This is a genomic window from Methylocapsa sp. S129, from assembly GCF_009765995.1.
GTDB lineage: Bacteria > Pseudomonadota > Alphaproteobacteria > Rhizobiales > Beijerinckiaceae > Roseiarcus.
Genome location: NZ_LMUI01000023.1, coordinates 164,643 through 189,961 on the forward strand (window position 1 = coordinate 164,643; position 25,319 = coordinate 189,961).

General features: G+C 65.4%; 23 protein-coding genes. 12 read left to right on the forward strand and 11 right to left on the reverse strand.

All coding sequences use genetic code 11. From position 1 onward, the window contains the following. Nucleotides 1–11: 11 nt before the first annotated feature. Together GSQ90_RS15360 and GSQ90_RS15365 are read right to left on the reverse strand one after the other, a co-directional pair. Nucleotides 12–347, reverse strand: coding sequence for a hypothetical protein (locus tag GSQ90_RS15360; RefSeq protein ID WP_158815719.1), 336 nt, complete (start codon nt 345–347; stop codon nt 12–14). A 5-nt stretch (nt 348–352) separates the two neighbouring features. Then, entirely contained in the window at nt 353–631 is a 279-nt protein-coding gene (locus GSQ90_RS15365; protein WP_158815720.1) for a hypothetical protein, read from the reverse strand. A 425-nt stretch (nt 632–1,056) separates the two neighbouring features. On the opposite strand from GSQ90_RS15365, the gene GSQ90_RS15370 reads away from it, so the two are divergent. Further along, nucleotides 1,057–1,272, forward strand: a complete 216-nt coding sequence (locus GSQ90_RS15370; protein ID WP_158815721.1) for a CsbD family protein — start codon at nt 1,057–1,059, stop codon at nt 1,270–1,272. Nucleotides 1,273–1,359: 87 nt separating this feature from the next. Here the strand turns inward: GSQ90_RS15370 and GSQ90_RS15375 are convergent, their stop codons facing one another. From GSQ90_RS15375 to GSQ90_RS15385, 3 genes are all read right to left on the reverse strand, one after another. Continuing rightward, a complete protein-coding gene (locus GSQ90_RS15375; RefSeq protein ID WP_158815722.1) occupies nt 1,360–2,649 on the reverse strand; it encodes an NRAMP family divalent metal transporter in 1,290 nt (429 codons plus the stop codon). An 83-nt stretch (nt 2,650–2,732) separates the two neighbouring features. Then, on the reverse strand, nt 2,733–3,272 hold the full coding sequence (locus GSQ90_RS15380; protein ID WP_158815723.1) for a Dps family protein: 540 nt from the start codon (nt 3,270–3,272) through the stop codon (nt 2,733–2,735). Nucleotides 3,273–3,387: 115 nt separating this feature from the next. Then, the gene (locus GSQ90_RS15385; protein WP_158815724.1) at nt 3,388–4,287 is read right to left on the reverse strand and encodes a LysR family transcriptional regulator; all 900 of its coding nucleotides are present in this window, start codon (nt 4,285–4,287) and stop codon (nt 3,388–3,390) included. Nucleotides 4,288–4,388: 101 nt separating this feature from the next. On the opposite strand from GSQ90_RS15385, the gene GSQ90_RS15390 reads away from it, so the two are divergent. Genes GSQ90_RS15390 through GSQ90_RS15430 form a run of 9 tightly spaced genes read left to right on the forward strand, consistent with a single transcriptional unit; the run spans nt 4,389 to nt 14,576 of the window. Next, the gene (locus GSQ90_RS15390) at nt 4,389–5,732 is read left to right on the forward strand and encodes an acyclic terpene utilization AtuA family protein (RefSeq protein WP_158815725.1); all 1,344 of its coding nucleotides are present in this window, start codon (nt 4,389–4,391) and stop codon (nt 5,730–5,732) included. A 59-nt stretch (nt 5,733–5,791) separates the two neighbouring features. After that, a complete protein-coding gene (locus tag GSQ90_RS15395) occupies nt 5,792–7,474 on the forward strand; it encodes a tannase/feruloyl esterase family alpha/beta hydrolase (protein ID WP_158815726.1) in 1,683 nt (560 codons plus the stop codon). After that, nucleotides 7,471–7,821, forward strand: coding sequence for a hypothetical protein (locus GSQ90_RS15400; RefSeq protein ID WP_158815727.1), 351 nt, complete (start codon nt 7,471–7,473; stop codon nt 7,819–7,821). Before GSQ90_RS15395 ends, GSQ90_RS15400 begins: the two co-directional genes overlap by 4 nt. Then, on the forward strand, nt 7,818–9,353 hold the full coding sequence (locus GSQ90_RS15405) for an ABC transporter substrate-binding protein (protein WP_158815728.1): 1,536 nt from the start codon (nt 7,818–7,820) through the stop codon (nt 9,351–9,353). The genes GSQ90_RS15400 and GSQ90_RS15405 overlap by 4 nt, the downstream gene beginning before the upstream one ends. Nucleotide 9,354: 1 nt before the next feature. Then, complete coding sequence (locus tag GSQ90_RS15410) at nt 9,355–10,230, forward strand: ABC transporter permease (RefSeq protein ID WP_246731622.1); 876 nt, start codon at nt 9,355–9,357, stop codon at nt 10,228–10,230. Continuing rightward, on the forward strand, nt 10,227–11,171 hold the full coding sequence (locus GSQ90_RS15415) for an ABC transporter permease (RefSeq protein WP_158815730.1): 945 nt from the start codon (nt 10,227–10,229) through the stop codon (nt 11,169–11,171). Before GSQ90_RS15410 ends, GSQ90_RS15415 begins: the two co-directional genes overlap by 4 nt. Further along, complete coding sequence (locus tag GSQ90_RS15420; protein ID WP_158815731.1) at nt 11,168–12,133, forward strand: ABC transporter ATP-binding protein; 966 nt, start codon at nt 11,168–11,170, stop codon at nt 12,131–12,133. Before GSQ90_RS15415 ends, GSQ90_RS15420 begins: the two co-directional genes overlap by 4 nt. Then, nucleotides 12,130–13,077, forward strand: a complete 948-nt coding sequence (locus tag GSQ90_RS15425; protein ID WP_158815732.1) for an ABC transporter ATP-binding protein — start codon at nt 12,130–12,132, stop codon at nt 13,075–13,077. The genes GSQ90_RS15420 and GSQ90_RS15425 overlap by 4 nt, the downstream gene beginning before the upstream one ends. Then, a complete protein-coding gene (locus GSQ90_RS15430) occupies nt 13,074–14,576 on the forward strand; it encodes a carboxylesterase/lipase family protein (RefSeq protein WP_158815733.1) in 1,503 nt (500 codons plus the stop codon). Before GSQ90_RS15425 ends, GSQ90_RS15430 begins: the two co-directional genes overlap by 4 nt. 21 nt (nt 14,577–14,597) lie before the next feature. Here the strand turns inward: GSQ90_RS15430 and GSQ90_RS15435 are convergent, their stop codons facing one another. Together GSQ90_RS15435 and GSQ90_RS15440 are read right to left on the reverse strand one after the other, a co-directional pair. Then, nucleotides 14,598–17,567 (reverse strand): FAD-binding and (Fe-S)-binding domain-containing protein, encoded by a 2,970-nt coding sequence (locus GSQ90_RS15435; protein WP_158815734.1) that lies wholly within the window; start codon nt 17,565–17,567, stop codon nt 14,598–14,600. A gap of 139 nt (nt 17,568–17,706) precedes the next feature. Further along, on the reverse strand, nt 17,707–18,459 hold the full coding sequence (locus tag GSQ90_RS15440) for a GntR family transcriptional regulator (protein ID WP_158815735.1): 753 nt from the start codon (nt 18,457–18,459) through the stop codon (nt 17,707–17,709). 150 nt (nt 18,460–18,609) lie between these two features. On the opposite strand from GSQ90_RS15440, the gene GSQ90_RS15445 reads away from it, so the two are divergent. Both GSQ90_RS15445 and GSQ90_RS15450 read left to right on the forward strand, forming a co-directional pair. Next, nucleotides 18,610–19,815, forward strand: a complete 1,206-nt coding sequence (locus tag GSQ90_RS15445) for an alanine--glyoxylate aminotransferase family protein (protein WP_158815736.1) — start codon at nt 18,610–18,612, stop codon at nt 19,813–19,815. A gap of 50 nt (nt 19,816–19,865) precedes the next feature. Further along, nucleotides 19,866–20,648 carry a 2-keto-4-pentenoate hydratase gene (locus GSQ90_RS15450; RefSeq protein ID WP_158815737.1) on the forward strand — a complete coding sequence of 261 codons (783 nt, stop codon included), beginning with the start codon at nt 19,866–19,868 and terminating at the stop codon, nt 20,646–20,648. Nucleotides 20,649–20,653: 5 nt separating this feature from the next. Here GSQ90_RS15450 and GSQ90_RS15455 read toward each other — a convergent pair whose 3' ends face one another. From GSQ90_RS15455 to GSQ90_RS15470, 4 genes are read right to left on the reverse strand one after another with little or no spacing between them, the layout of a single operon-like run. Then, on the reverse strand, nt 20,654–22,096 hold the full coding sequence (locus GSQ90_RS15455; RefSeq protein WP_158815738.1) for an amidase: 1,443 nt from the start codon (nt 22,094–22,096) through the stop codon (nt 20,654–20,656). A 10-nt stretch (nt 22,097–22,106) separates the two neighbouring features. Beyond that, entirely contained in the window at nt 22,107–23,201 is a 1,095-nt protein-coding gene (locus tag GSQ90_RS15460; RefSeq protein ID WP_158815739.1) for a ring-opening amidohydrolase, read from the reverse strand. Nucleotides 23,202–23,256: 55 nt separating this feature from the next. Continuing rightward, entirely contained in the window at nt 23,257–24,180 is a 924-nt protein-coding gene (locus GSQ90_RS15465; RefSeq protein ID WP_158815740.1) for an ABC transporter permease, read from the reverse strand. 22 nt (nt 24,181–24,202) lie between these two features. Further along, nucleotides 24,203–25,315 carry an ABC transporter permease gene (locus GSQ90_RS15470; RefSeq protein WP_158815741.1) on the reverse strand — a complete coding sequence of 371 codons (1,113 nt, stop codon included), beginning with the start codon at nt 25,313–25,315 and terminating at the stop codon, nt 24,203–24,205. Nucleotides 25,316–25,319 lie beyond the last annotated feature (4 nt).

Here is a 25,319-nt window from a genome sequence, read left to right on the forward strand (position 1 = left end):
TGAACCCTCAGCTAGACCCCGTAGAATGAAAAGACGCGGCGCGCCTCATCGGCATGAAACGCGCCGGCGTCCGGCCCCCCCGGATCGCCCAAAAAAACGCCCAACGCCTGCGCCTTCAGGAAGAAACCGGGGCCGGGCAGGCCCGGCCGCGTCTTACTCACGCAAAGCGCCGCCAGCATCGGGCGGCCGGCGGCCGCATCCTCTTCCATCAGGCGTTCAAGCGCTTGCGTGAGGCGATGGATCGTCTGCGGCGGCTTCAGGCCAAGGCGCTGCGCCAGGTCCCCGTAGCTGATGGTCTTCCCGGCCTGCGCCTGATCCGTCAAAGCCTTACGAAGATGCTCGTTCAAGCCGGTCAGGCCTTCCGGCGCGACCCGCTTTCATCCTTGTCGTCGCGCTTGCGAAACCGCAACACGGAAGCGGAATGATTGGGACGCGCGGCGATGCGGCGGCGGCCCGTGAGAGTCAGAACATAATGGCCCCGATCGCTGTCCCAACGCATCAGATCGTCCTGAACGGCGATCTGCCGGATAATCATCGTGGTGGGGTCCTGAACATGGGCCGGCGCTATATCGCCAAACGTATCCAGCTTTTTCAGAGCCTCGATGAGTTTATCCCCAAACGAATCTGTCATTTGCACTCTCCAGACCCAAGATGATGCGCCCGCGGACGAACTGCAAGGCCGAAAACCCGGAATCGCCTCCATGATGCAGCCGCGATTGACCGGCCGTCCCAATTTCGGAATCGCAGACTACCCCGTCCTGCCTAGCAAAAAGGGCGCCTCACCGCGGCGATAGCGTCGAAGTCTACTCCCCCTTTCAACGGCCATTGCGAATTTTTTTGGAACTATCCGCGACTGTGTGGATTACCTCGCCAGATACTCGAACATATCGCTCAAGTATCAGGAGCCAATAAGAGGAGATCATTATGGGACTCGGTCGCGGAGCGTTACTCTGGTTGATTGGCGTGCCACTGCCCGTAATCATTCTGATTGCGCTCTTTTGGCACCACTAATCTACATGTTAACTATATAAATAATTAACTATTTGGAGAATTCTCATGAGCGGTACGACAGACAAAATTAAGGGCTTGGGCAATGAGGCTCTCGGCGGCGCCAAGCGCAACCTTGGCGAAGCGGTCGGCTCCGACAAACTCCAGGCGGAGGGCATCGCGCAGGAAATCAAGGGTAAGGCGCAAAAGGCGGTCGGCGACGCGAAGGACGCGGCGAAGGACGCAGCCAAGAAGATCGATGACGCGGCCAATCGCAATTTGTAACCCTCATCATCCCACCGAATATCGCGCCGGCCCCTTCCAAGGGCCGGCGTTTTGTTGCGAGGTCCCCGCAAAACGCCGACCACGAAACTAACGGATCGAGGTGACGACCATGGCGACAATGGTCAGCGCCATGACGATGGTGGCGAGCCAGCCGACCGTCAGAAGCGGGCGCGGCAACGTGAAGCTCCCCATGATGTCGCGGCGCATCGTCAGGATCATCATCATCGTCATGACCGGCGCCGCCACGACGCCATTGACGACCGCGCTCCAGAACAAAGCCTTGATCGGATCGATCGGCGTGAAATTCATGATCGCGCCGATGATCGTCGCCACGGCGATTGCGCCATAGAAGGCCTTGGCCTGCTGCGGCTTGCGGGCGAGCCCGACGGGCCAGCCGCGCGCCTCGCCCAGGGCGTAGGCCGCCGATCCCGCCAGAACCGGCAGCGTCAGGAGCCCCGTCCCGATAATGCCGGCGGCGAATATGGCGAAAGCAAAATTACCCGCGATCGGCCGCAAAGCCTCGGCGGCCTGACTCGACGTTTGAATGTCGGTCATGCCATGCGCGTTGAGCGTCGCCGCCGTCGTGATGATGATGAAGAGGGCGATCAGATTGGACAGAGCCATGCCGAGATAAGTGTCGACGCGGATGCGCGAAAGCTCCGACGGCCCCTGTTCCGGCGCCCGCTTGAGCGGGCTGGCCTCCGGCCGCTCCTGCTCATCCTCGACTTCCTCGCCCGCTTGCCAGAAGAACAGATAGGGGCTGATCGTCGTGCCCAGCACCGCGACAACGGCGACGACGTAATCGGTCTTCCATGACAAGGACGGGACGACGAGCGCATAGCCGACATCGGCCCACGGCACCTGGACCACGAAGACCGTGCCGACATAGGCGAACAACGACAGCGTCAGCCATTTGAGAACCGACACATAGCGCGCATAGCGCACGAATATTTCGAGCAACGCCGACACGATGGCGAAGAGAGCGACGTAAAGCAATTGCGGGCCACCGATCAGCAAGCGCAGCGCCGCCCCCATCGCGCCCAGATCGGCGCCGATATTGATCGTATTGGCCAGCAGAAGCAGCCCGACGACGCCGTTGAGCAGCCAGGCCGGATAATATTTGCGCAAATTTCCCGCAATCCCGGCGCCGGTGACGCGGCCGATGCGCGCGCTGATTTCCTGGATCGCGCACATCAGCGGATAGGTCAGAACGAGCGTCCAGGCGAGGCCATAGCCAAACTGGGCGCCGACCTGCGAATAAGTCGCGATGCCGCTGGGATCGTCGTCGGACGCGCCGGTGATCAGGCCGGGGCCCAGAATTTGGAGAAGCTTCGGGCGTTCGGGTTGTTTCACAACGGCGGGCGCGGCGGTTTGCATCGTTAGATCCTTCGCGGAAATCCTGAACGACGCGCTCAGTCGCAATTTTTATCGAAGACAAGCCGGCTCGCCGGCGGCCGCGCTCAGTGACCCGTGCTGTCGGCGCCTCTGGTCGCCTCAAACAAGAACCATGTTCTGCGCTCCGCATCGTCGATGTAATTCTCCAGCAGGCTCGCCGTCGCGACATCGTTATGATCGTCGCAAAGCGCATGCGCCTTGCGCATGCTCGCCGCCACCGCCTTGTTGTCGGCCATCAGCTCCGCGAGCATATCGAAGGGCGACACGAAGGTCGCGTCATTGTCCTTGATCCGCTGGAGTTTTGAGATATGGCCGATGGAATGGACGGTTCTGCCGCCAAGCTTGCGAACCCGTTCGGCGAGGGGATCGGTGGTCGCGAAAATCTGGTCCGATTGTTCGTCGAGCATGAGATGATAGTCACGAAAATGCGGACCGCTCATGTGCCAGTGAAAGTTCTTGGTTTTGAGGTACAGCGCGAAACTGTCGGCCAGAATGTGATTGAGCTCCGCGACGACGGGATGGGCCTTGGCCGAGATATCGCTTGGCGTGTTCAAGGCGGAAGGCCTGGTGTCCTCAGCGCCTCTCGATTTCGTAATCGTCGACATCGATCAAAACTCCCTGTCCGAAACAGCCGTAAGGCGCATGATATTCGGGGCTAAACGTCGGAGCGCCCGTTTCGTTCCCGCCAGGCGGCGGCGAGGCCGCGCCGATTCCAGCCGCTCAGCGATCGACGGGCCTCATCGCGCCGATCAATTCTCTCAGGAATTCCTCGCAGACCGGCGGCAACGTGCGCTTGCGTCGTTTGACGAGGCTGATGGTTCGTGAAAAGCGCGCATCGTCGATCGGGCGCGCGCGTAAGTCCGGCGCCGCGTCGATTTCTTTCGAGGAAGCCGGCAGGATGGTGATGCCAAGGCCCGCCCGCACGAGGCCGACGGCGGTCATCATATAGGTCGCCTCCGCGGCGGGGCGGATGATGCGCCCCGAAGAGACGAAGGCGGCGTCGACGATCGCGCGAACGCTCGTCTCGGGATCCATCAGCACCAGAGGAAAGTCGGCGAGGTCGGGAAGCGTGATTTTTCGTCGCGAGGCGAGCGGATGACGGCGTGGAAAGACGACGCAAAGCCGATCCTTCGCCTCATGCAGAATCTCGACGTCCGGCGTCAGTTCGACGCCGGCGGTGACGCCCAGATCGACCGCTTCGCTTTGCACGAGCGCGACGACCTTGCTCGCAATAGCGTCGCGAATGACGAAGGCGATCGCCGGATTGGCGGTGCGGAAGCGCGCGACCACATCGGGCAGGCCGGCCGCCGAAAAAGAGGGCAGCGCCGCGATCCTGATCGTGCCGCGCCGTCCCTTGGCGATGTCGCGCGCCTCGCTCATCGCGCCGTCGAGATCGGAAAGCAGTCGGCGCAGCCGCGGCGCCAGTTCGCCGCCGACGCTCGTCAAGGCGACGCCGCGCGGATCGCGATCGAACAATTTCATGCCGAACGAGGATTCAAGATTGCGAATTTGCACCGTCAGCGCGGGCTGCGACAGATGCAGCCTCTTGGCGGCACGCGTAAAGCTGCGCTCGTCCGCCAGCGTGACGAAGGCGCGCAATTGCGGCAGCGAATAGGTCATAATCAAATACTATAATTGTGATCAGAAACATTCAATTGTCTAATGGCGCCTCGCCATCTTATCTGCCCCTTCGGCGCTGAAACTGCGGCGCGGGAGGAAATATGAGGCGAATCAGGTTGGGCGCGGGCGCGGGCTTCTCGGGCGACCGGATCGAGCCGGCCGTCGAACTCGCCGAGCGCGGCGCCCTCGACTATCTCATCTTCGAATGCCTCGCCGAGCGCACGATCGCGCTCGCGCAGCAGGCGCGCCGCGCCGATCCTTCGCTCGGCTACGATCCGCTGCTGGAGGCGCGCATGCGCGCGATCCTGCCGATCTGCGCGGCGAAGGGCGTCAAGATCATCTCCAACATGGGCGCCGCCAATCCGCTCGGCGCCGCGCGGCGCATCGCCGAGATCGCGGCCGAGTGCGGCTGTCGCGGTCTGAGGATCGCCGCCGTCACGGGCGACGACGTGCTCGAACTGATGCGCGCCCGCAATGCGGAAATGGAAGAGACGGGCGGCCGCATCGCCGATCTCGGCGACAGAATCATCTCGGCCAACGCCTATCTCGGCGCCGAGCCGATCGTCTCGGCCCTCGCGCAAGGCGCTGACGTGGTCGTCACCGGACGCTCTTCCGATCCAGCGTTGTTTCTCGCGCCTCTACTGCATGAGTTCGGCTGGCGGCGCGACGATTGGCGCCTGCTCGGCCAAGGCGCGCTCGCGGGTCATTTGCTCGAATGCGCGGGCCAGGTCAGCGGCGGCTATTTCGCCGATCCTGGCTTCAAGGAGACCCCCGATCTCGCACGCCTCGGTTTCCCCATCGGCGAAATAAGCGCCGACGGCGACCTCGTCCTCAGCAAAATCGAAGGCTCGGGCGGCCGCATTACCGAGGCGACGTGCAAGGAGCAATTGCTCTACGAAATCCACGATCCCGCGCGCTACATCCAGCCCGATGTCGTCGCCGATTTCTCGCAAGCGACGGTGCGCGAGATCGGCCCCGATCGCGTGCGGGTCGCGGGCGGGCGCGGCAGTCCGAGGCCGGACGCGCTCAAGGTTTCGATCGGCTATCTCGACGGCTATATCGGCGAAGGGCAAATCTCCTATGCCGGCGCTGGCGCGCTGGCGCGCGGCCGCCTCGCCATCGACATCGTGCGCGAGCGGCTGGCGCAAACGCAGGTCGCCGCCACGGAGCTGCGCTTTGAAATCATCGGCCTGAACGCCTTGCATGGCGACCGGCTTTCGCGCGACGCGCACGAACCTTACGAAGTGCGCGTGCGAGTCGCCGGGCACGCGCTTTCCAGACAGGAAGCCGCGCGCATCGGCGCCGAAGTCGAAACGCTTTACACCAACGGGCCAGCCGCCGGCGGCGGCGTCGTCAAATCGACGCGCGAAGTGATCGCCGTCGCCTCGGCCTACGCGCCGCGCGAGGCGGTTCGGCCCAGCGTCTCGTTCGAGGTCGCCCGATGAAATCGCGCGAGCTCGACCCCGCCGATCAATCGCAGCAACTGGAGACAGGAGACGGATCCATGAGCAAGCAGAGGCGGGACCGATCGGCGCAGAGAAAAAAGGCGCATGGGCTGAGCTTTTTTCATGGCCTGGCCATCGTCTCGGCCGCAGCTTTTTCCTGCCATGCCGCAACGGCCGTCGCGGCCGATTGCCAAAGTCTGGCGGCGCTGTCTTTGCCCAACGCCAAGATCGACGCGGCCCAGGAGATCGACGCCGGCTCCTATACGCCGGCGGGCGCGAAGGCCATTGCCGGCCTGCCGGCGTTTTGCCGCATCCATGGAATCATCGCGCCAGCGCCAGGCTCCCAGATCGGTTTCGAATTGTGGTTGCCGCGCACGAGCTGGAACCACAAATTGGAAATGTTCGGCAATGGCGGGTACAGTTCCGACATCAGCTATGCCGACATGGCCGACCGCTTGCAAACGGGATATGCGAGCGTGGCCACCGACACCGGGCACATCGGATCGGATCCGGCTTTCGCGGCGGGACATCCAGAAAGCATCGTCGATTGGGGCCACCGCGCGGTTCATGAGACGGCGCAAAAGGCCAAATTGCTGGTCGCGGCCTATTACGGCGCGGCGCCCGTCCACGCCTATTTCAAGGGCTGCTCGACCGGCGGACATCAGGCGCTGATGGAGGCGCAGCGTTTCCCTGGCGATTTTGACGGCATCATCGCCGGCGACCCGGGCAACAACCGCACCCATCTCAACGCCGGCTTTCTCTGGCAATATATCGCCAACCACCCGCATGGCGACGACGCGCATCCGATCATCCCGGCCTCCAAGCTTTCGATGATCACCCAAGCCGTCGTGAAAGCCTGCCAGGGGTTGAACGGCTCACAAGATGGCGGTCTGCCGACCGACAATTTCCTCACCGACCCGGGTAGCTGCCATTTCGATCCCGCGACCATCGCATGCAAGGGTGCGGACGCGGCCGATTGCCTGACCGCGCCGCAAGCGCAGGCGCTCAAGGCGATGTATGACGGCGCCCGCGACCCGCAGACGGGCGAGCGCATCTTTTTCGGCTGGCCGCCCGGCAGCGAAGGCTCGAGCGCGGTCGTCGAGCGTCTGCCGGGTTGGAGCCTGTACTGGGCCGATCCTGCGAAAGCCGATCAGCCGGCGCGCCTGACCTATTGGCGCGACTGGGCCTTCGACGATAAGTGGAATTGGTGGAATTTCGATTGGAGCCGCGACATGCGCGCCGCCGACGCCAAGCTCGCCCCCATCATCAACGCCAACAGCCCGGATCTGGAGACTTTCCGCAAGCTCGGCGGCAAATTGCTCGAATACCACGGACTGGCCGACCCGGTCGCGCCGCCACTTGATTCCATCAGCTATTACGAACATGTGGTCGCGGACCAAAAGGAGAAGCACGCGGACCTGTCCGCCGGCGCATTCTATCGCCTGTTCCTCGTGCCCGGCATGGCCCATTGCTCGGGCGGCCCGGGCGCCGATCGGTTCGATGCGCAATCGGCTCTGGAGAATTGGGTGGAGCGCGGCGCGCCGCCCGATTCGATGATCGCCTCGCACGCCGACGGCGAGGGAGCGGCGACGCATGTCGCCTTCTCACGGCCGCTCTGCCCCTATCCGCGGCAGGCGCGTTATGACGGCAAGGGCGATCCGACGCTCGCCGGCAGCTTTGTCTGTCGAGACGATGGGCGTTCTCGCGAGCCCCCCTCCGTCGGGCCGGATTATTCGAAATGAAGCTGCGCGAGATCGCCCATTCGCGCACCGGCGACAAAGGCGACACTTCGAACATCTCGCTGATCGCCTTCGAAGCGAAGAACTATCCGCTCATCGTCGCACAGGTAAGCGCCGCGCGCGTGCGCGAGCATTTCTCGGAGCTCGTCCATGGCGAAGTCGCCCGCTATGAGCTGCCCGCGATCGGCGCGCTCAATTTCGTTTTGCGCAACGCGCTGGGCGGCGGCGTGACGCGCTCGCTCGCACTCGACGCCCATGGCAAGAGTTTGAGTTCGGCGCTGCTCGATCTCGACATCGATCCGGACGTGGCTGAATCCAACGAATCAAAAGAAGGGGAGAAAACGCTATGATCCGATTGGCGAAGGCGGTAAGCGCCGCGGCGCTTCTGGGCAGTCTCAGCCTTCCTACTATGGCCGCCGATCTGCGCATTGCGACGCCGCAATTGCCGGCGGCGCTCGATCCGGTCGTCTCGACGCTGGGCACGAACTGGCTGGTCGCCGCCAATGCCTGCGAAGGCCTCTATGCGCTCGACGACAATTGGCAGCCGCAATTGATGCTCGCCCAATCGGCGGCCTATGACGAAGCGGCGCTCACGCTCACCATCAAGCTGCGGCAGGGAATAAAATTCCACTCCGGCGCTCCGCTCGCCGCCGACGACGTGGTCGCCTCGCTGTCGCGCTATCGCGAGAGCGCGGGCACCGGCGCGGTTCTCAAAGCGCTCGTCGCTTCGATTGTCGCAACCGCGCCCGACACAGTGGTCCTCAAACTGAACGCGCCGACCGGGGTCATTCCCGGCCTGCTCACGCTGACCCCCGCCTCGATCATGTCCAAAGCGTCGGTCGAGGGAAAATCGCCATCGCAGCCTGTCGCCAATCTCGATTGCACCGGGCCGTTCAAAGTGACGGAATTTCAGCCGGACCGGCAGGCGGTCCTCGCGCGCTTCGCCGATTACCAGCCGCGCGGCGAGCCAAGCTCGGGAGCGGCGGGCGAAAAGAAGGCTCTGGCCGATCGGGTCATCTTCCTGCCGCAGCCCGAGCCCTCAGTGCGCCGCGACAGCGTGCTGACCGGCGCGGCCGATATCGCCACGACGCTGCCCTTCGATTTCTACGATGCGGTCAAATCGAGCCCCGCCGCTGTTCCCCTGATCGTCAAGGACAACCAGTCGCTGACCATGGTCTTCAACACCAGGAAGGGGCCGACCGCCAATCCCAAGCTGCGCCAGGCGATCTACGCCGCGCTCGACATGGACCCGATCATGCTCGCGGCGGAAGGCAATCCCGATTTCTATACGCTCGATCCGAGCTGGGCGCCCGATCGCAACAGCGTCTGGCACACCGGGGCCGGCGCCGAGAAGTTCGGAACGGCCAATCCTGAACGCGCCAAGAAGCTGCTCGCCGAGTCCGGCTACAAGGGTGAGACGCTGCGCTGGCTCACCTCCAAGGATTTCTACCAGCAGCATTATCTGCCCGCGCTCACGGCGCAGCAGCAGCTCGAAGACTACGGCATAAAGATCGATCTTCAGGTCATGCCGGCGGCGGCCTTCGTGCAGACTCGCACCGACCCCGACAAGTTCGACATCTTCTCGAGCTTCCTGCCGACCTATGTCGATCCCGTCGTCATCCCCTATCTCAACGCCAGCTATCCCGGCTTCTGGAACGATCCGCGCAAGGAGGAACTGGTCAAGAAATTGGCGACTTCGACCGATCGGAAGGCGCGCATTGACATCTGGAAGCAGATCCAAACCCTCATCTACGAGGAGACGCCCTATATCAAATTTGGCACCGAGGCGTCGTTTGAAGCGCTCCGCAAGGGCGTGACCGGCGTGACCGATAGTCCGGCGATCGGCCAGGCGTTCTTCAATGTCGCCCCGCCTACCAAATGACATGAGCGCTACGACGGCGACGATCGCGCCGGCGGCCAGGCGAGCGGGCCTCGCCCGCCGCCTCGCCGCCAAGCCGACGGCCGCTTTGGCGATTCTGGTCCTCGCCGGACTGATCGCCGCGATCCTCGCCGCGCCGCTTCTGACCCATGCCTCGCCGCTCAAGATCGATCCTGCCCATCGTCTGCTGTCGCCGCGCACCGGCCATCTCATGGGCACCGACCATCTCGGGCGCGACATGTTGGCGATCGTTCTCTACGGCGGGCGCACGTCCCTGATCGTCGGCTTTTTCGTCACCGCCATTGCGATGAGCGTGGCGATCGCCCTCGGGCTTCTCTCAGGATTCTACCGTCGCATCGACGCCGTGCTGATGCGAATCGTTGACGGCCTGATGGCTTTTCCTGGCATCGTGCTCGCCACCGCCGCGGCGGGCTATATCGGGCCGAGCGTGACGACCGTCGTGCTCGCCCTTTCGCTCGTCCTCATTGCGCCCGCGCTGCGGGTCGTGCGCGGCCAGACGCTGATCGTGCGTGAATTGCCGATGATCGAGGCGGCGCGCGCGGTCGGATTGCGCGAAACGCATATTCTGACGCGCTATATCCTGCCGGCCGTTCTCTCGCCGATCCTGATCCAGGCGTCTTTCGTGTTTTCCGCCGCCGTGCTCGGCGAAGCGGCGCTCAGTTTCATTGGTCTTGGCGTCGGCGCCAAGGACGTGAGTTGGGGCGGCGCGCTCGCGGAAGCGCGCGATTATATCCAGAACGGCTGGTGGATCGTCGTCTTCCCCGGCGCGGCGCTGGTGCTGACGATCCTTTCGCTCAATCTTCTGGGCGACAGCCTGCGCGACGCGCTCGATCCGAAACTGGCGGGGCGGCGGGCATGATCCGCTATATCGGTCGGCGCCTCCTCCTCATCCTGCCCACGATCTTCGTGCCGCTGATTCTCGTCTTCCTGATGCTGCGTCTGGCGCCCGGCGATCCCGCCGCGCAGATCCTCGGCGATCAGGCGACGCCCGATCAGGTCGCCGCGTTGCGCCATGACATGGGTCTGGACCAGCCGCTCGTCGTGCAATTCGTCTTCTGGCTGAAAGGCGTGCTCACGCTGCATCTGGGCGCCTCGTTCTTCTTCAGGCAGCCCGTCATCGATATCCTGCCTTCCTATGCCTTCGTCACAATCCAGGTCGCGCTGCTCGCCTTGTTCATCGCGCTGGTCGTCGGCGCCTGCGCGGGGGTCGCCGCCGCGCTCAAACGCGATACGCCGATTGATCGCGGCCTTGTTGCGTTGGCGGTGCTCGGGCTCTCGCTGCCCGAATTCTGGTTCGCGCTTCTGCTGATCTTCCTGTTCGCGGTGACCTGGCGTATTTTCCCCGTCGCCGGCTATGTCGCGCCGAGCGAAGGCCTTGTCGCGAGCTTCATGACCATCGCGCTGCCCGCGATCGCCCTCGGCCTGCGCCAATCGGCGCTGATGACGCGCATGATGCGCTCGTCGATGCTCGACGTCATGAGCGAGCCCTATATCGCGACCGCGCGGGCGCAAGGGCTGCCCGAACGCCGCGTCGTCCTGCGCTATGCGCTGCGCGTCGCGGCGGCGCCCTTCGTCACCGTCGCCGGCCTTTCGGCGAGCCATCTGCTCAGCGGCGCGGTGGCGATCGAACTCATCTTCTCCCTGCCGGGCCTCGGCAAGCTCCTCATCGATGCAGTCGGCCGCCGCGACTACCCCGTTGTCGAAGGCGCGGTCCTGGCCATCGCGATCATGCTGGCGATCCTCAATCTTGCAATCGACCTCCTCTATGCGCTGCTCGATCCGCGCGTGCGCCTCTCATGAACGCTCTCGCGACGATCCTCGAGGTGCGCGGCCTCAGCGTCAGCTTGCCGATCGGCGGCAAGCTCACGCCCGTCGTCACCGACATGAATCTTTCGATCGCGCGGGGGGAAGCGGTCGCGCTGGTCGGCGAATCGGGCTGCGGCAAATCGATGACCGCGCGCGCGATCATCGGCCTGCCGCCGCCCGGCGCCGAAATCGCCGGCTCGATCGTTCTCAAGGGACAGGAGCTTACGCAGCTCACGCCCTCCGAGCGGCGCCGGATCGGCGGACGCGAGATCGGCTTCATCTTCCAGGAGCCGATGACCTCGCTGCACCCGACGCTCTCGATCGGCGCGCAAATGACCGACGGTCTGCGCTATCACCTCGGCCTCAGCCGGACGGCGGCGCTGGAGCGGGCGCGCGAATTGCTCGACCGCGTCGGCATTCCGCGCGGCCGGGACATCCTCGCCGGTCACGCCCATCAGCTCTCGGGCGGCATGCGCCAACGCGTCGTCATTGCGATGGCGATCGCCTGCGGTCCCAGCCTCGTGATCGCCGATGAGCCGACGACCGCGCTCGATGTCACCATCCAGGCGCAAGTGCTCGACCTTCTCGCGCGCATGCGCGAGGAATTGGGCCTGGCCATGCTCTACATCACCCACGATCTGGAAGTCGTCGCCGATTTCTGCGACCGCGCGATCGTGATGTATGCCGGCGATCGGGTGGAGGACGGCCAGCCGGAGCAATGCCTGACGCGCCCGCGCCATCCCTATACGAGCGGGCTGGTGGCGGCGATCCCGCGCATGGGCGGAACGTCAGCGCGCCTTTCGCCGATTCCCGGCCAGGTGCCGCCGGTCGGCGCATGGCCCGCGGGATGCCGCTTCGCGCCGCGCTGCGCGATCGCCGATGAGATTTGCGCCACGCGTCCCGTTTTCGATGCGGGCGTTCGCTGCTGGCGCCCGCTTGCGAGCCCCGCGCCATGAGCCCGCCTGAGAAGCTCCTAGAGGCGAGGGATCTCGCCAAGACCTTTGGCAAGGTCGCCGCCGTGCGCGGCGTCAGTTTTGCGCTGCGGCGCGGCGAGACCTTCGGCATCGTCGGCGAAAGCGGCAGCGGCAAATCGACTTTGGCGCGCCTCCTGCTGCGGCTCATCGAACCGAGCGGCGGCGGCGTCCATTTTCGCGGCCGCGATCTTACGAGTCTCGGCAGAGAAGAGATGCGGCGCGAGCGGCGCCACATCCAGATGATTTTCCAAGACCCGTTCGGCTCGCTCAATCCGCGCATGACGGTCGGCGAACTCGTCGCCGAACCGATGCACGCGCATGACATCGGCGAGCGGGGCGATCGCGGCGCGCGCGCGCTCAAACTGCTCGACGAAGTCGGCCTGCCCGCCGCCGCCGGGGCGCGTTATCCTCACGAGTTTTCCGGAGGACAACGCCAGCGCATCGCGATCGCGCGCGCGCTGGCGAGCGAGCCCGCGCTGATCGTCGCCGACGAACCCGTCAGCGCGCTCGACGTCTCTGTCCAGGCGCAGGTGCTCAACCTCCTGCTCGATCTCAAGGAGCGCCACGGCATGACGTTGCTGTTCATCTCGCATGACCTGCGCGTCGTCGAATTCATTTGCGACAGGATCGCGGTGATGTATCTGGGCGAAATCGTCGAACTGGGCGACAAGGCTGCGATCTGCGGGGAGCCGCGCCATCCTTATACGCAGGCTCTCTTCGCCTCCGCGCCGGGCCGGCCGAAGACGGCGCGGCTCGCGGGCGAGATTCCGAACGCGGCCGATGTCCCCTCCGGCTGCGCGTTCCGCACCCGCTGCCCGCGCGCTTTCGATCGCTGCGCGATCGACCATCCGCCGCTGCGCGCGCTTGGCGGAGAGCGGTTCGCCGCCTGTCATCTCGTGGAGCCCGCGGCGGAGGCCGTCTCATGAACGATGTGATTGTCCGCGCGCCCTATGGCGCCTTGCGCGGTTGCGCGACCGCGACCGGCCTCGCATTCCTGGGCCTGCGCTATGGCGAGCCGCCGGTCGGCGAACGCCGCTGGGCGCCGCCGTCGCGCTACAAGCCGCCGGATGGAATGGTCGACGCCACCCACTTCGGCCCCTCGCCGCCGCAGATCGCTTCGCCCGCGACGCCATGGCGCGCCGCTTTCGCGCCGCGCGAGATGAGCGAGGATTGCCTCAACCTCAATGTCTGGACGCCCGCCGCCGATGGCGCACGTCGCCCGGTGCTCGTTCACGTCTTCGGCGGCGGCTTCGAGACGGGAAGCGCCAGCGAGGGATTGCAGGACGCCGCCGCGCTGTCGGCGCAGGCCGGCGCCGTCGTCGTGCGGATCAATTTCCGTATCGGCGCGCTCGGCTTCCTCTCTCTCGGCGATTCCTTTGGCCGGGAATTCGCGGCCGGCAATGTCGCCCTGCTTGATCTGCGCCTCGCGCTCGAATGGGTGCGCGATAATGTGGGCGCGCTGGGCGGCGATCCGGATAATGTCACCATCTTCGGTCTCTCGTCCGGCGCTTTCATGATCGCGGCGCTCTTCGCCCTTCCCGAAACACACGGCCTCTTCGCCAGAGCCTGGATGCAGAGCGGCTCCGCGTCGCGGGTGCTGACGCGCGCCCAGGCGAGCGCGACGACCGAGACGTTCCTGCGCGAGGTCAGCGTCGCCGCGGGAGATCGCGACGGCCTCGCGAAGCTTGGCGTCGAGGCCATTCTGGCCGCGCAGCGCAAAGTCGCCGCGCTTGATCTGGGCGATCGCAACGCGCCAGGCGGGCGCACGCTAGGCATCGTCGAGGATGGCGTCACGCTGACGCGCCACCCGATGTCCGCCTTCACCGCCGGCGAACGGCGCGACGCGCCGATCGTGCTTGGCTGCACGCGCGACGAGGCGCGCTTGTGGTTCGCCGCCCGCATGATGCGGCTGCCGCAGGCGATGGACGATGTGCTCGCCGAAATGATCCGCTTCAGCGACGCTGAAAGCGGCGCCCGACTGTTCGCCTTTTATCGCGCGCGCTATGGCGACCTCGAGCCTGTCGGCTTGCGCGAAAAATTTCTCTCCGACGCCGTCTACGGCGTGCCCGCCCTGCGCACGGCGCTTGCCCATGGAGACGCCGGCGGCGCCGCGTTCCTCTATCGCTTCGACTGGAGCGCGCCCGGCGCCGCGGCCGCACTCGGCGCTTCGCATGGCTTCGACGAGGCTTTCGTCTGGAACGCCGCCGATGCGCGGCGCTTTCCGCTCGCAGCGGGCGATGACGACGCGGCGAAATTGGGCGAGGCGATGTCGAGCGCGCTCATCGCTTTTGCGACAAACGGTTCGCCCGGCTGGCCGTCCCTCTCGGAAAGCGGCGCGATACGATTGTTCGGCGGCGGGAGCTCGGCGTTCGCCGAGATCGATAGGCCATTGCTGGACGCCTGGGAGGGCGTAGCGCGGCGATAGGCGCGGCTGACGAAACGCTTCTCAAGAAGCCGCTGCCCGCCGCGGCGCTTTCAACTCGCGCGCAGCGGCCATGCTTGCCGCGAGCAGGCGCGCGACATGAACCGCCTCTCGCTCGGCGCCATCCCTGATCTGATGCCGGCAGGAGGTTCCGTCCGCCACGACAACGACCTCCGGCGCGGCCTTGCGTACCGTCGGCAGCAGGGACAGTTCGGCCATCGCCAGCGAGACGTCGACGGTCTCCGCCTGATAACCGAAGGCGCCGGCCATGCCGCAGCAACTCGACTCGATCGTCTCCACCGCGAGGCCGGGGATGAGCCGCAACACGCCCTCGACGGCCCCCATCGCGCCGAACGCCTTCTGGTGGCAATGTCCATGCAGGAGGACTTTATTGCAGACCGGCGCGAGGTCAGGGGCGAAGCGCCCCGCCTTGGCCTCGCGCATGATGAATTCCTCGAAAAGAAGCGCATGCGTCGATGCCCGTCTTGCCTCCTCGCCTGGCAGCAGAGCGAGCGCCTCGTCGCGGAACGATAGGAGACAACTCGGCTCAAGCCCGACGACCGGCACGCCGCGCTCAAGAAAGGGACGAAGCGCGGCGAGCGTGCGCGACATTTCCGCGCGCGCAGCCTCGACATTGCCAACCGACAGGAAGGTGCGCCCGCAGCAGAGCGGGCGACGCGAGCCATCCGCGCCGCGGGCGAAATGAACGCGATAGCCGGCGCCCGTTAGCGTCGCTGCGGCGGCGGCGAGATTCTCTGGCTCGAAGGCCGCGTTGAAACTGTCGATCCAGAGCACCATTTCTGGACCGCCCTCGGGGCCGAGCGCCTCCGCAGGTACAACGAACCTGTCGCGGCGCCAGACCGGCAACGCGCGGTGTGCGCTGAAGCCGACCACCCTTTCCATCAGCCATCGGAGCGGCGGGACGCGATTGCGCAGATTGAGCAGCGGCGCAAGAGGCGCCGCGAAGCGCGCGTAACGCGGCAAGAAAGCCACCAGTCTGTCGCGAAGGGAAAAGCCGTGTTTCGCCGCGCGCACCGCCAGCACCTCGATCTTCATGCGCGCCATGTCGACGCCAGTCGGGCATTCGCGCTTGCAGGCTTTGCACGAGACGCAGAGCTTCATCGTCTCCGCCATCGCGTCCGAGGCGAAAGCATCCGGGCCGAGTTGGCCGGATAGAGCGAGGCGAAGACTGTTGGCGCGTCCGCGCGTTACATGCTTTTCGTCGCGCGTGGCGCGATAGGACGGGCACATCGCGCCGCCTTCGATCTTGCGGCAGGCGCCGTTGTTGTTGCACATCTCGACCGCGCCCTGCAGGCCGCCGACGGTGCCCGGATAGGCCGACCAGTCGAGCGCCGGCGCGAAATCGCGCATCTGGTAGCCGGGGGGATAGCGCAGCAGGCTGCGGTCGTCGAAACGCGGCGCCCTGACGATCTTGCCCGGATTGAGCGCGCCTTTCGGATCGAATATGTCTTTGACCTCCTCGAAGGCGCTGACGAGCTTGGCGCCGAACATCGCCTCGTGGAACTCGCTGCGCACGATGCCGTCGCCATGCTCGCCCGAATGCGAACCCTTATAGGCGCGCACGAACGCGAAGGCCTCTTCGGCGATCGCGCGCATCGCCTTGACGTCCTTTTCCAGCCGCAGATTGAGGATGGGCCTGACGTGCAGGCACCCTTCCGACGCATGGGCATACCAGGTGCCCCGGGTCCCATGCTTTTCGAAGACGTGGGTCAGCTTCGCCGTATATTCGGCAAGATGCTCCAACGGCACGGCGCAATCTTCGACGAAAGAGACAGGCTTGGCCGCGTCTTTCATCGACATCATGATGTTGAGGCCGGAGGTGCGCAGGTCTGTGATGGCTGTCTGCAGCGACGGGTCCAGCACTTCTACGACACCGCCCCAATGCGCCTTGTCGCGATCGAAGCCGAACCCGAGGTCGCCCATCAATTCGCCGAGTTGTTTCAGGCGGCGCTGATTTTCCGCATCGTCTTCGGCGAATTCGACAACCAGAAGCGCCTCCGGCTCGCCGCGCACGACGGCGTCCAGCGTCGGCCGGAACATCGGGATCTCGCCCGCGAGCGCAATCATCGTCGCATCGACGAGTTCGACGGCGATCGGCTTCAGCTTGACGAGATGTTGAGCCGCGTCCATCGCGGCATGAAAGGAGCCAAAATGACAGACGCCGACCGCGCGGCGTCCGAGCAGCGGCCACAACTTCAATTCGATCGCGGTGGAATAGGCGAGCGTGCCTTCGGAGCCGACGAGGATATGCGCGAGGTTCACGCGGCCGCGCGCGGGGTCGAGCGCATCGATATTGTAGCCGCCGACGCGGCGCTGCACCTTGGGGAAACGCGTCGCGACCTCCGCCGCCTCGCGGGCGCCGATCGTCAACAGCTTTTCGGCAAGCGTCCTGCCGCGGGGATCGTTGAGGTCGGAAAGATCGGCGGCGATGTCGCCAAAACGCATCGACGCGCCATCGGCGAGGGCGGCGTCGATCGCGATGACATTGTCGCGCATCGTGCCAAAGCGCAGCGACCGGCCGCCGCAGGAATTGTTTCCCGCCATGCCGCCGATCGTCGCGCGCGAGGCCGTGGAAATATCGACCGGAAACCACAGGCCGTGCGGCTTGAGCTGCCGATTGAGGTCGTCGAGCACGATGCCGGGCTCGACGACGCAGCGTCTTTGCGCGACGTCGAGCGAGAGAATGCGGCGCAGGTGTTTGGAGCCGTCGATGATGAGGCCGCGATTGATCGCCTGCCCGCATTGCGAGGTGCCGCCGCCGCGGGCGATTACGGGCACGCCTTCTTCCCGCGCCAATGCGAAGGCCCGCAAAGCCCCGTCCATTGTTTTGGGAACGACCACGCCCGCCGGCATCATCTGATAATGCGACGCGTCGTTCGCGTAACGCCCGCGGCTGAAGGCGTCGAAGAGGACGTCGCCCTCGATGTCGGCCTTCAGGCGTCGTTCGAATCCGGGACGCGCCACGCCGACCATCGGAAATTCCCTCCTGCTCGAGCCTGCTGCTCAGCGGACCAGAGCCCTGAATTCTCTTGCGGAATTCCATCCAACTTGAATGCTAAACTCAATAAGTCTCGGCACATAGAACAAAATTCTGAATTCAAAATATCCTCACTTATGGCGAGGACAAAGAAGGAGGCTCGTCCCTAGCGCCATCCGCGGCCGCCATCTGCTTGTTGCGCAAGTGCCGGAACAGAACGTTGCTCAATTCCTCGCCGGCGCGACGGCGCAGGGCGTCAAGAATGGCTTCGTGCTCGCGCATCGCTTCGCCCCAGCGGTCGCGCTTGCGGGCGAGGTTGGCGGAATAGCGCGCACGCCGGATTCTGCCGGCGAAGCTCGCGTAAGTCGCGGAAAGGGCGGAATTGCGCGCCGCCGCGACAATTGTCTGATGAATGAGTTGATTGCAGTTGAAATAGCCATGCATGTCGCGATGCAGATAAAAGCCGTACATCACATGATGCAGCCGCTCGACTTCGGCAATCTCTTCATCCGTAATGTTTTCGCATGCGAGCCGACCCGCCAAGGCCTCGAGGCCGCCCATGACATCGAAAAGCTCGGCCAGATCCTGCGCGCTCAGGCTCCGAACGCGCGCGCCTCGGTTAGGGAGAAGATCGACCAGCCCTTCCGACGCCAGAACCTTGAGCGCCTCTCTCAGCGGCGTCCGCGAGACGCCCAGCATTTCGCAGAGCTGACGCTCCGGGATGCGCGCGCCGTCGGCCAGATTGCCTTCAACGATATGGTCTCGCAAACGCTCGAGGATTTCCCGGTGCAGCGAGGCGGGCGGCTCCGGCCGCTCCGGGTCCTGGGCGCCCACAGCGCCGGCCTCTGACCAGGGCGTCGGGTGGTTTTGGCTGGCAATATCCGACATGGAGTCACAAATAGCGCGTCTGATGCGCTTAGTCGATACAAAAATGAATGCAAAATATTTCTTGATTATTCAAAATACGAATGCATTATCATCTTCAGACTATTGCAAAGGCCGATCCCATCGATCCGATGCGGTTCTTAGGAGGTTTCGATGACCGAACGTCAGGGCCATCACTTCTTGCAGATCCCCGGCCCAAGCCCGGTGCCTGAGAGAATTCTGCGCGCGATGAACAGGCAGGTGATCGACCATCGCGGCCCCGAGTTCCAGCGCCTCGGCCAAGAGACGCTGGAAGGTTGCCGGACGGTGTTCAAGACCTCCGGCCCGGTGATCGTCTATCCCTCCTCCGGGACGGGCGCCTGGGAGGCGGCGATCGTCAACACCTTATCGCCGGGCGACAAGGTCCTGATGGTCGAGACCGGCCATTTCGCCACGCTCTGGCGCCAGATGGCGGCGCGCTGGGGCGTCGAGGTCGATTTCATGCCGGGCGACTGGCGGCGCGGAGCCGATCCCGCCGCCATCGAAGCCAGACTGGCGGAGGACCGATCACACTCGATCAAGGCGGTGATGGTCGTCCATAACGAAACCTCGACGGGCGTCGCCAGCCGTATCGGCGATATCCGCAAAGCGATCGACCAGGCGAATCATCCCGCGTTGTTGATGGTCGACACGATCTCCTCTCTCGGCTCGATCGATTATCGCCACGACGAATGGGCCGTCGACGTCACCGTGAGCTGTTCGCAGAAGGGGCTGATGCTGCCGCCCGGCCTCGGATTTAATGCGATCTCCGAAAAGGCGATCGCCGCCTCGAAGACCAACAAAATTCCCCGCTCCTACTGGGACTGGGCGGAAATGCTGAAGCCGAACGCCAGCGGTTTCTTTCCCTACACGCCCGCAACCAACCTGCTCTACGGACTTCGCGAATCCATCGCGATGCTGCTGGAGGAAGGACTTGACCAGGTTTTTGCGCGCCATCAGCGCCTCGCCGCGGCGACGCGCGCGGCGGTGCGCGGTTGGGGTCTCGAGATCCTCTGTCAGGAGCCGGCCGAATATTCGCCGGTTCTCACCGCCGTGCTGATGCCGCCGGGGCACGACGCCGATCGATTCCGCAAGATCGTCCTCGATCAATGTAATATGTCGCTGGGCGCCGGACTGACCAAGCTCGCCGGAAAAGTATTCCGCATCGGTCATCTCGGCGCATGCAACGCGCTGGTTCTGATGGGCGCCCTGACCGGCGTTGAAATGGGATTGTCGGCGGCTGGCGTGCCGCATCGCGCCGGCGGCGTGCAGGCGGCGATGGCCGAACTCGAAGGGCGCGACGAAGCCAATGCCCCGCAGCCGGTCGCGGTCGCCCGTTGACTTGATTTCAACCGGTGGATGCTGGCGCGCGAGAATTCCAGGAGGAACAAATGGCTGCGATGGATCCTCCGGCGAACGCCGATGCCACGGCGCGGCTTGCGTCGATCCTGATCGATGCGCATACGCAAGGCCGGCGCATCGATGCTGTCCCGGCCGGGGCTTTGGTGGCCTCTGAGGCCGAGGCCTATCGGACGCAGGCGATTGTCGCGCGGCGGCTCGGCCCGATCATCGGCTGGAAGACGGGACGCAAAGAGCCCGGCGCGGCTCCATTGCGCGCGCCTTTGTTTGAGAATCGGCTCTATCGATCGGGCGATCTTATCAAGCGGGACGCTTTCTCGGTATGGCGTCTGGAGGCCGAACTCATGTTCCGTCTCGGCCGCGATCTGCCCGAAATGGGAACGCCCTATACGCGTTCGGACGTGGTCGCCGCGATCGAAGAGGTCATTGTCGGCTTCGAGATCGTCGACAGCCGCTTCGCCGCCTGGCCCGATGTGGCGCCGCCGCTCCTTCTGGCCGACCTGCTCTCCCATGGCGCGATGGTGATCGGATCGGGCGTTCCATTGCCGCGTACGGCTGCGTTTGAAAAAGCTCCGGTCAGCCTCACGATCGACGGGCGCGTGATCGTCGAGCGCGAAGGCGGCAATCCCGCGGGCGACATCCTCGAACTCGTCGCCTGGCTCGCCAATGATCTTGCGGCGCATGGCGCTGCACTGCGCGCAGGCGACCTCGTCACCACCGGCTCCTACACCGGCATGCAATATCTCCCGCCCGGCAGCCGGGCTGAAGCAAGCTTTGCGGGCATCGGGCGGGTCGAGATCGCCCGCGGCGCGTGATGGCGTCATCGCGCCGCGGCGACGCCTGGAACGCGGTCCGGCGCCATGGGCGTCCAAAGCGCCGCCTCCTCGCATTGGGCGGCGATCGACATCAGCAGCCCGTCCTCTCCCGGCGCCGCCACCAATTGGAATCCGATGGGCAGGCCGCTTTCCGACAAGCCGCAGGGAAGGTTGACGCCGGCGCAACCCGACATATTGACGAAGGCGGTGAAGACCGCATGTCCCCTGCCCCCGACCGGCCGCCCCGCGATCTCTGTCGGAAAGGGTTCTGTCGCCGGCCAGGGCAACGCCGCGGCCGAAGGCGTCAAGATCAAGTCATAGGTTTCGAAGACCGAAGCGAGCCGGGATTCCAGATCGCGGATCGCCAGCAGCGCATCGACGTAGCGCGCCGCGGCGAAGGCGTCGCCTGAAGCGGTCATCGCCTGGATGGCGGGCGAGGCGTCGTCGTTGAAAGACGGGAAGGCGCCGCTGATCCAGGAAAGGCCGCTCTGGCTGATGACGGGCCACGCGGCGTCGATCGGCGCGAGTTCGAACGGCGCCTCCCCTTCCTCCACGATATGGCCGAGCTCCGAGAGGCGCCGCGCGGCCAAGCCGACCATCGCCGCGATTTCCGGATCGACCGGCGCTTCGCCAAAGCGCGGGATGTAGAGGATGCGGCGCGGCCGCGGCGCCTCGACGGTGAAAGGCTTCGCCGCAAAGCGCGCGCTGGCCGGATCGCGTCGGTCGGCCGGCGCCATGATCGTCATGGCGAGCGCGACGTCGGCTGCCGTCCGGGCGATCGGCCCGACGGATTCGAAATCGAGCAGGATCGCCGGGAATCCTCCGCAACGCGGCACGCGGCCGCGCGAAGGCTTCAGGCCGACAAGACCAGTATGCGAGGCGGGCCGGCGGATCGATCCGCCGCCGTCGGTGCCGATCGCGATCGGGCCCAGGCCGGCTGCCACCGCCGCCACGGCGCCGCCGCTCGAACCACCGGGAGTCAGAGCGAGATTCCAGGGATTGCGCGTCGGTCCAAACAGGAGATTGTCGGTATATCCCTGCACCGTGAATTCCGGGCAATTGGTCTTGCCCAGGATGATGGCGCCCGCCGCGCGAAGCCGTGCGATCGGCAATTCGTCGGCGTCGGGCGTGAAATCGGCATAGAGCCTGCTGCCCCATGTCGCGCGCATGCCCTTGACCCGCATATTGTCCTTGACGGTGATCGGCGTTCCGTCAAGCGGCCCGCGCGCGGCGCCGCGGCGATGGCGCTCCGCCGAGTCCGTGGCCGCCTCGCGGGCGCCGGCGGCGTCAAGCGTCACGACGGCGTTGATCAGCGGATTGACCATGGCGACGCGGTCGAGCACGCTTTCGATCACGTCGGCAGGCGAAAAGGCTCCCGCCTCATAGCCCTCGGCGAGCGCAGTGGCGGTCAACGCCCAAAGCGGCGCATCCTGTCTGTTCCCGACCATGCCCTCGCCCTCAAACCTTGACGATGGCGGCGATCGGCGCGGCGCCGGGTGCGCATTGATGCTCTGTGCCGCCGGAAACGAAGATCGCGGGATCGTTGGTGACGCTCGCAATGACGGCACCCAGAGCGGCGCGCGCATGGCGTTCGTAATTGATGTCGGCGTCGGAAAGCATGGTGTTGCGCCGACCCCGAATCAGCCCTGTCGGGCTTGCCTCGGCCTTGGCGAAAATCGCCGCGATATGACGGCTCTGCTCGGCTGTCGCGGTCGCGACCACCCGCAGGCCAGCGCTCGCCAGCGCCGCGCGCACGCCGTCCGCATCGATCGCATCGGCGAGCGTCGCATGGCCGATGCGCAGGTCGCCGCCCGCCTGAGGCGAATTGCCAAACAGCAGCACTTCGCAATTCCTGAGCTCGCCGCCCGCCGAGGTCGATGCGACGGATGAGAACAAGTCGAGCCGGCGGCCGATCGCCTCCTCCGAGAGATCGGCTTCAGCCACTTCGCCGAGCGCCACCGCGACGCCAAGCGCCATCGCGCCGCGCGCGTAGACCTTCGAGCCATTCGGATCGTCGGTCGCGAGCGCCGCGCCGCGCGCCTTGGCGTCGGCGATTCGCGCGGGCGTCAGCAGCGGACCTTTCACTTGAACGTAATGGACGTCGGCCGCGTCGGCGATCCCGGTCTCGGCGAGACAGCGGCGCACCGCGCCGGCGACCTCACGCACCATCGCCATCCGGCCGATCTCCTCGGGCGCAAGATCGCGCGTGACAGCGATTCCGAGCGCCAGGCGCGGGGTCGCGGCCCGCGTCGCCTCGCTGCGGGTGAAGACCGTCGCATGCGGCGACAGCGCGCCTTCGGTGCCGCCCGACCAGACGAAGGCGATCCGCCGACCGACCTCCTCGGGCGAAACGCCGAGGCGCGGCGCCAGCAGCAATTCGTACGAGATCGTCGCAAAGCCGCGCGTGAAATCATTGGCGCCGCCGTTCCCTTCGGTCTTGCCGATGACGGCGACGATCGTCGTGGGATCGACGACGCCCTGATCGAGAAGCGCCTCCAATCCCGAGACATCATTGGGCGCGGCCATTGCGACCTTGTGCAAACCGATCTTCATGGGCGTTCCTCCGGTGCGTTTGTGTTTGGCTGTGGATCGATCGCGGCGGCTGTGCTCAGCCGACGCGGTAGGCTTGGCCGATCGCCTGCGGCATGCGTGTGCCGCGGCCAAGCCCGGCAAGAACGGCGAGCGCCAAGAGATAGGGCGCCATCTGGATGGCGTAGGAACTGACGGGCAGGTTGAAACCCTGCAGACGCACTTCAAGCGCGCTCGCCGCGCCGAAGACGAGACAGGCGGCCAGCGCGCCGAGCGGCGTCCAACGGCCGACGATGACCGCGGCGAGCGCGAGGAACCCGCGACCGTTGGTCATGCCGTCGGTGAAAGTGCCGACATCCTGAAGGGACAGGACGGCGCCGCCGAGCCCGGCGATCGCGCCGCCAGCGATGACGGCGAGCTGGCGAATGCGGATCGGATTATTGCCGGCGGCGAACACCGCTTCGGGATTTTCGCCCGTGGCCCTCAGCGTCAGCCCCGCCCGCGTGCGGTAGAGCGCAAGATGCAGCAACAGCGCGATGGCGACCGCGGCATAGGTGAGGGCTGACTGCCGGAACAGAATGGGGCCGACGAACGGGAGGCTTGAAAGAAACGGAATGTCGATCGCGCCGAATATGTGGAGCCGGATCGAGGGCGCACGGCCGCCGAACAGACCGCGCAGCAAAAAGCTGGTGAGGCCGAAGGCCAGGATATTGACTGCGAGTCCGGTGACCATCTGGTCGGCGCGAAAAATGGTCACGGCGATCGCGACGATCGACGCAATCAGACTTCCGGCGACCACGGCAAGCAGAAGACCGACCGCCGGACTGCCGCTGACGAAGGCGCCGATCGCGGCGCCGAAGGCGCCGGCGAGCATCATGCCCTCGATGCCGACGGCGAACACGCCGGCGCGCTCCGAGATGAGGCCGCCAAGCGCGCCAAGGATCAGCGGCGCGGCGATGCGAACGGAAGCCGCCAGAAGGGCAACGAGAAAGGCGTAATCCATTTTTCCTGTCCCTTGTCCTCTCTCAAACTCGCTGCCATCGGCGGTCGAGCCCGATCGCGCAGAGTACGAAAACAATGCTGAAGCCCTGGATGACATAGACGAGCGAGGACGGCACGCCGACCTCGCGTTGCATCGCCAGCGCCCCCGCTTGCAGAAAACCGAAGAACAGCCCCGCCGGCACCACCGCGAGCGGATTGGCGGCGGCGAGCAGCGCCACGGCGACGCCTGTGAAGCCAAAGCCCAGCGAGAAGCCTTCGATGAGGCGGTAGTGGACGCCGAGCACTTCGATGCCGCCCGCGAGTCCAGCGAGGCCGCCGCCGAGCAGCATGACGCCGATGACGCCGCCTGCGAAGGAGACGCCGGCATAGGCCGCCGCCGCGCGGCTGCCGCCCAGCAGACGGAGCTGGAAGCCGAAGCGCGTGCGCCAGAGGAGGAATTGCGCGCAGCCGGTGACGACGAGCGCGATGATGAGCCCGACATGCAGGTCATAGCCGGAAAAGAGCGTCGGCAGGCGCACGGCTTCGTCGAACATCGGCGATTGTGGAAAGCCCGCTCCCGCCTCGCCCATCGCGCCATTCAGCGCCTCGCTGACGAGAAGCACGCCGACGAAATTCAAAAGCAGGGTCGAGAGCACTTCGTGGACGCCGCGCGTCAACCGGATGACGGCTGCGATCCCAGCCCAAAGCGCGCCGGCGACGGCGCCCGCCGCCAAGGCGAGCACGATCGCCAAAAGCGACGGCAGATCGCCGCAATTGAGCGCGACCCAGGAGGCCGCGAGGCCGCCGACGGCGATCTGGCCTTCGCCGCCGATATTGATGATCTGCGCGCGGAAACAGAGCGCCACGCCGACGGCGGTCAGAATATAGGGTGTGCTTTTGTTGAGCGCGAAGGCGACATGGTCGAACGAGCCGAAGGCGCCGTGGAGCAGCGCCCAATAGGCGGCGATCGGGCTTTTTCCGGAAATGAGGATTGGAATCGCCGTCACCGCGAAGGCGAGAAGGACAGCGACGACAGCGCGCCCGGTCGCACGCAGACCGTTATGCGCGCCGAGCCGCTGAAAAAGCGCGCCGGCGTCGGGCGCGCCAGCCTCTGAGGCTGACAGTTCGATCGGGCCGAGCGCAACGGGATCTTTCATGATC

Coding starts and splice junctions, on each gene's coding strand:
- GSQ90_RS15365 (WP_158815720.1), bottom strand. CDS start 631: ATGACAGATTCGTTTGGGGATAAACTCATCGAGGCTCTGAAAAAGCTG.
- GSQ90_RS15370 (WP_158815721.1), top strand. CDS start 1,057: ATGAGCGGTACGACAGACAAAATTAAGGGCTTGGGCAATGAGGCTCTC.
- GSQ90_RS15375 (WP_158815722.1), bottom strand. CDS start 2,649: ATGCAAACCGCCGCGCCCGCCGTTGTGAAACAACCCGAACGCCCGAAG.
- GSQ90_RS15380 (WP_158815723.1), bottom strand. CDS start 3,272: ATGTCGACGATTACGAAATCGAGAGGCGCTGAGGACACCAGGCCTTCC.
- GSQ90_RS15385 (WP_158815724.1), bottom strand. CDS start 4,287: ATGACCTATTCGCTGCCGCAATTGCGCGCCTTCGTCACGCTGGCGGAC.
- GSQ90_RS15390 (WP_158815725.1), top strand. CDS start 4,389: ATGAGGCGAATCAGGTTGGGCGCGGGCGCGGGCTTCTCGGGCGACCGG.
- GSQ90_RS15395 (WP_158815726.1), top strand. CDS start 5,792: ATGAGCAAGCAGAGGCGGGACCGATCGGCGCAGAGAAAAAAGGCGCAT.
- GSQ90_RS15400 (WP_158815727.1), top strand. CDS start 7,471: ATGAAGCTGCGCGAGATCGCCCATTCGCGCACCGGCGACAAAGGCGAC.
- GSQ90_RS15405 (WP_158815728.1), top strand. CDS start 7,818: ATGATCCGATTGGCGAAGGCGGTAAGCGCCGCGGCGCTTCTGGGCAGT.
- GSQ90_RS15410 (WP_246731622.1), top strand. CDS start 9,355: ATGAGCGCTACGACGGCGACGATCGCGCCGGCGGCCAGGCGAGCGGGC.
- GSQ90_RS15415 (WP_158815730.1), top strand. CDS start 10,227: ATGATCCGCTATATCGGTCGGCGCCTCCTCCTCATCCTGCCCACGATC.
- GSQ90_RS15420 (WP_158815731.1), top strand. CDS start 11,168: ATGAACGCTCTCGCGACGATCCTCGAGGTGCGCGGCCTCAGCGTCAGC.
- GSQ90_RS15425 (WP_158815732.1), top strand. CDS start 12,130: ATGAGCCCGCCTGAGAAGCTCCTAGAGGCGAGGGATCTCGCCAAGACC.
- GSQ90_RS15430 (WP_158815733.1), top strand. CDS start 13,074: ATGAACGATGTGATTGTCCGCGCGCCCTATGGCGCCTTGCGCGGTTGC.
- GSQ90_RS15435 (WP_158815734.1), bottom strand. CDS start 17,567: ATGGTCGGCGTGGCGCGTCCCGGATTCGAACGACGCCTGAAGGCCGAC.
- GSQ90_RS15440 (WP_158815735.1), bottom strand. CDS start 18,459: ATGTCGGATATTGCCAGCCAAAACCACCCGACGCCCTGGTCAGAGGCC.
- GSQ90_RS15445 (WP_158815736.1), top strand. CDS start 18,610: ATGACCGAACGTCAGGGCCATCACTTCTTGCAGATCCCCGGCCCAAGC.
- GSQ90_RS15450 (WP_158815737.1), top strand. CDS start 19,866: ATGGCTGCGATGGATCCTCCGGCGAACGCCGATGCCACGGCGCGGCTT.
- GSQ90_RS15455 (WP_158815738.1), bottom strand. CDS start 22,096: ATGGTCGGGAACAGACAGGATGCGCCGCTTTGGGCGTTGACCGCCACT.
- GSQ90_RS15460 (WP_158815739.1), bottom strand. CDS start 23,201: ATGAAGATCGGTTTGCACAAGGTCGCAATGGCCGCGCCCAATGATGTC.
- GSQ90_RS15465 (WP_158815740.1), bottom strand. CDS start 24,180: ATGGATTACGCCTTTCTCGTTGCCCTTCTGGCGGCTTCCGTTCGCATC.
- GSQ90_RS15470 (WP_158815741.1), bottom strand. CDS start 25,315: ATGAAAGATCCCGTTGCGCTCGGCCCGATCGAACTGTCAGCCTCAGAG.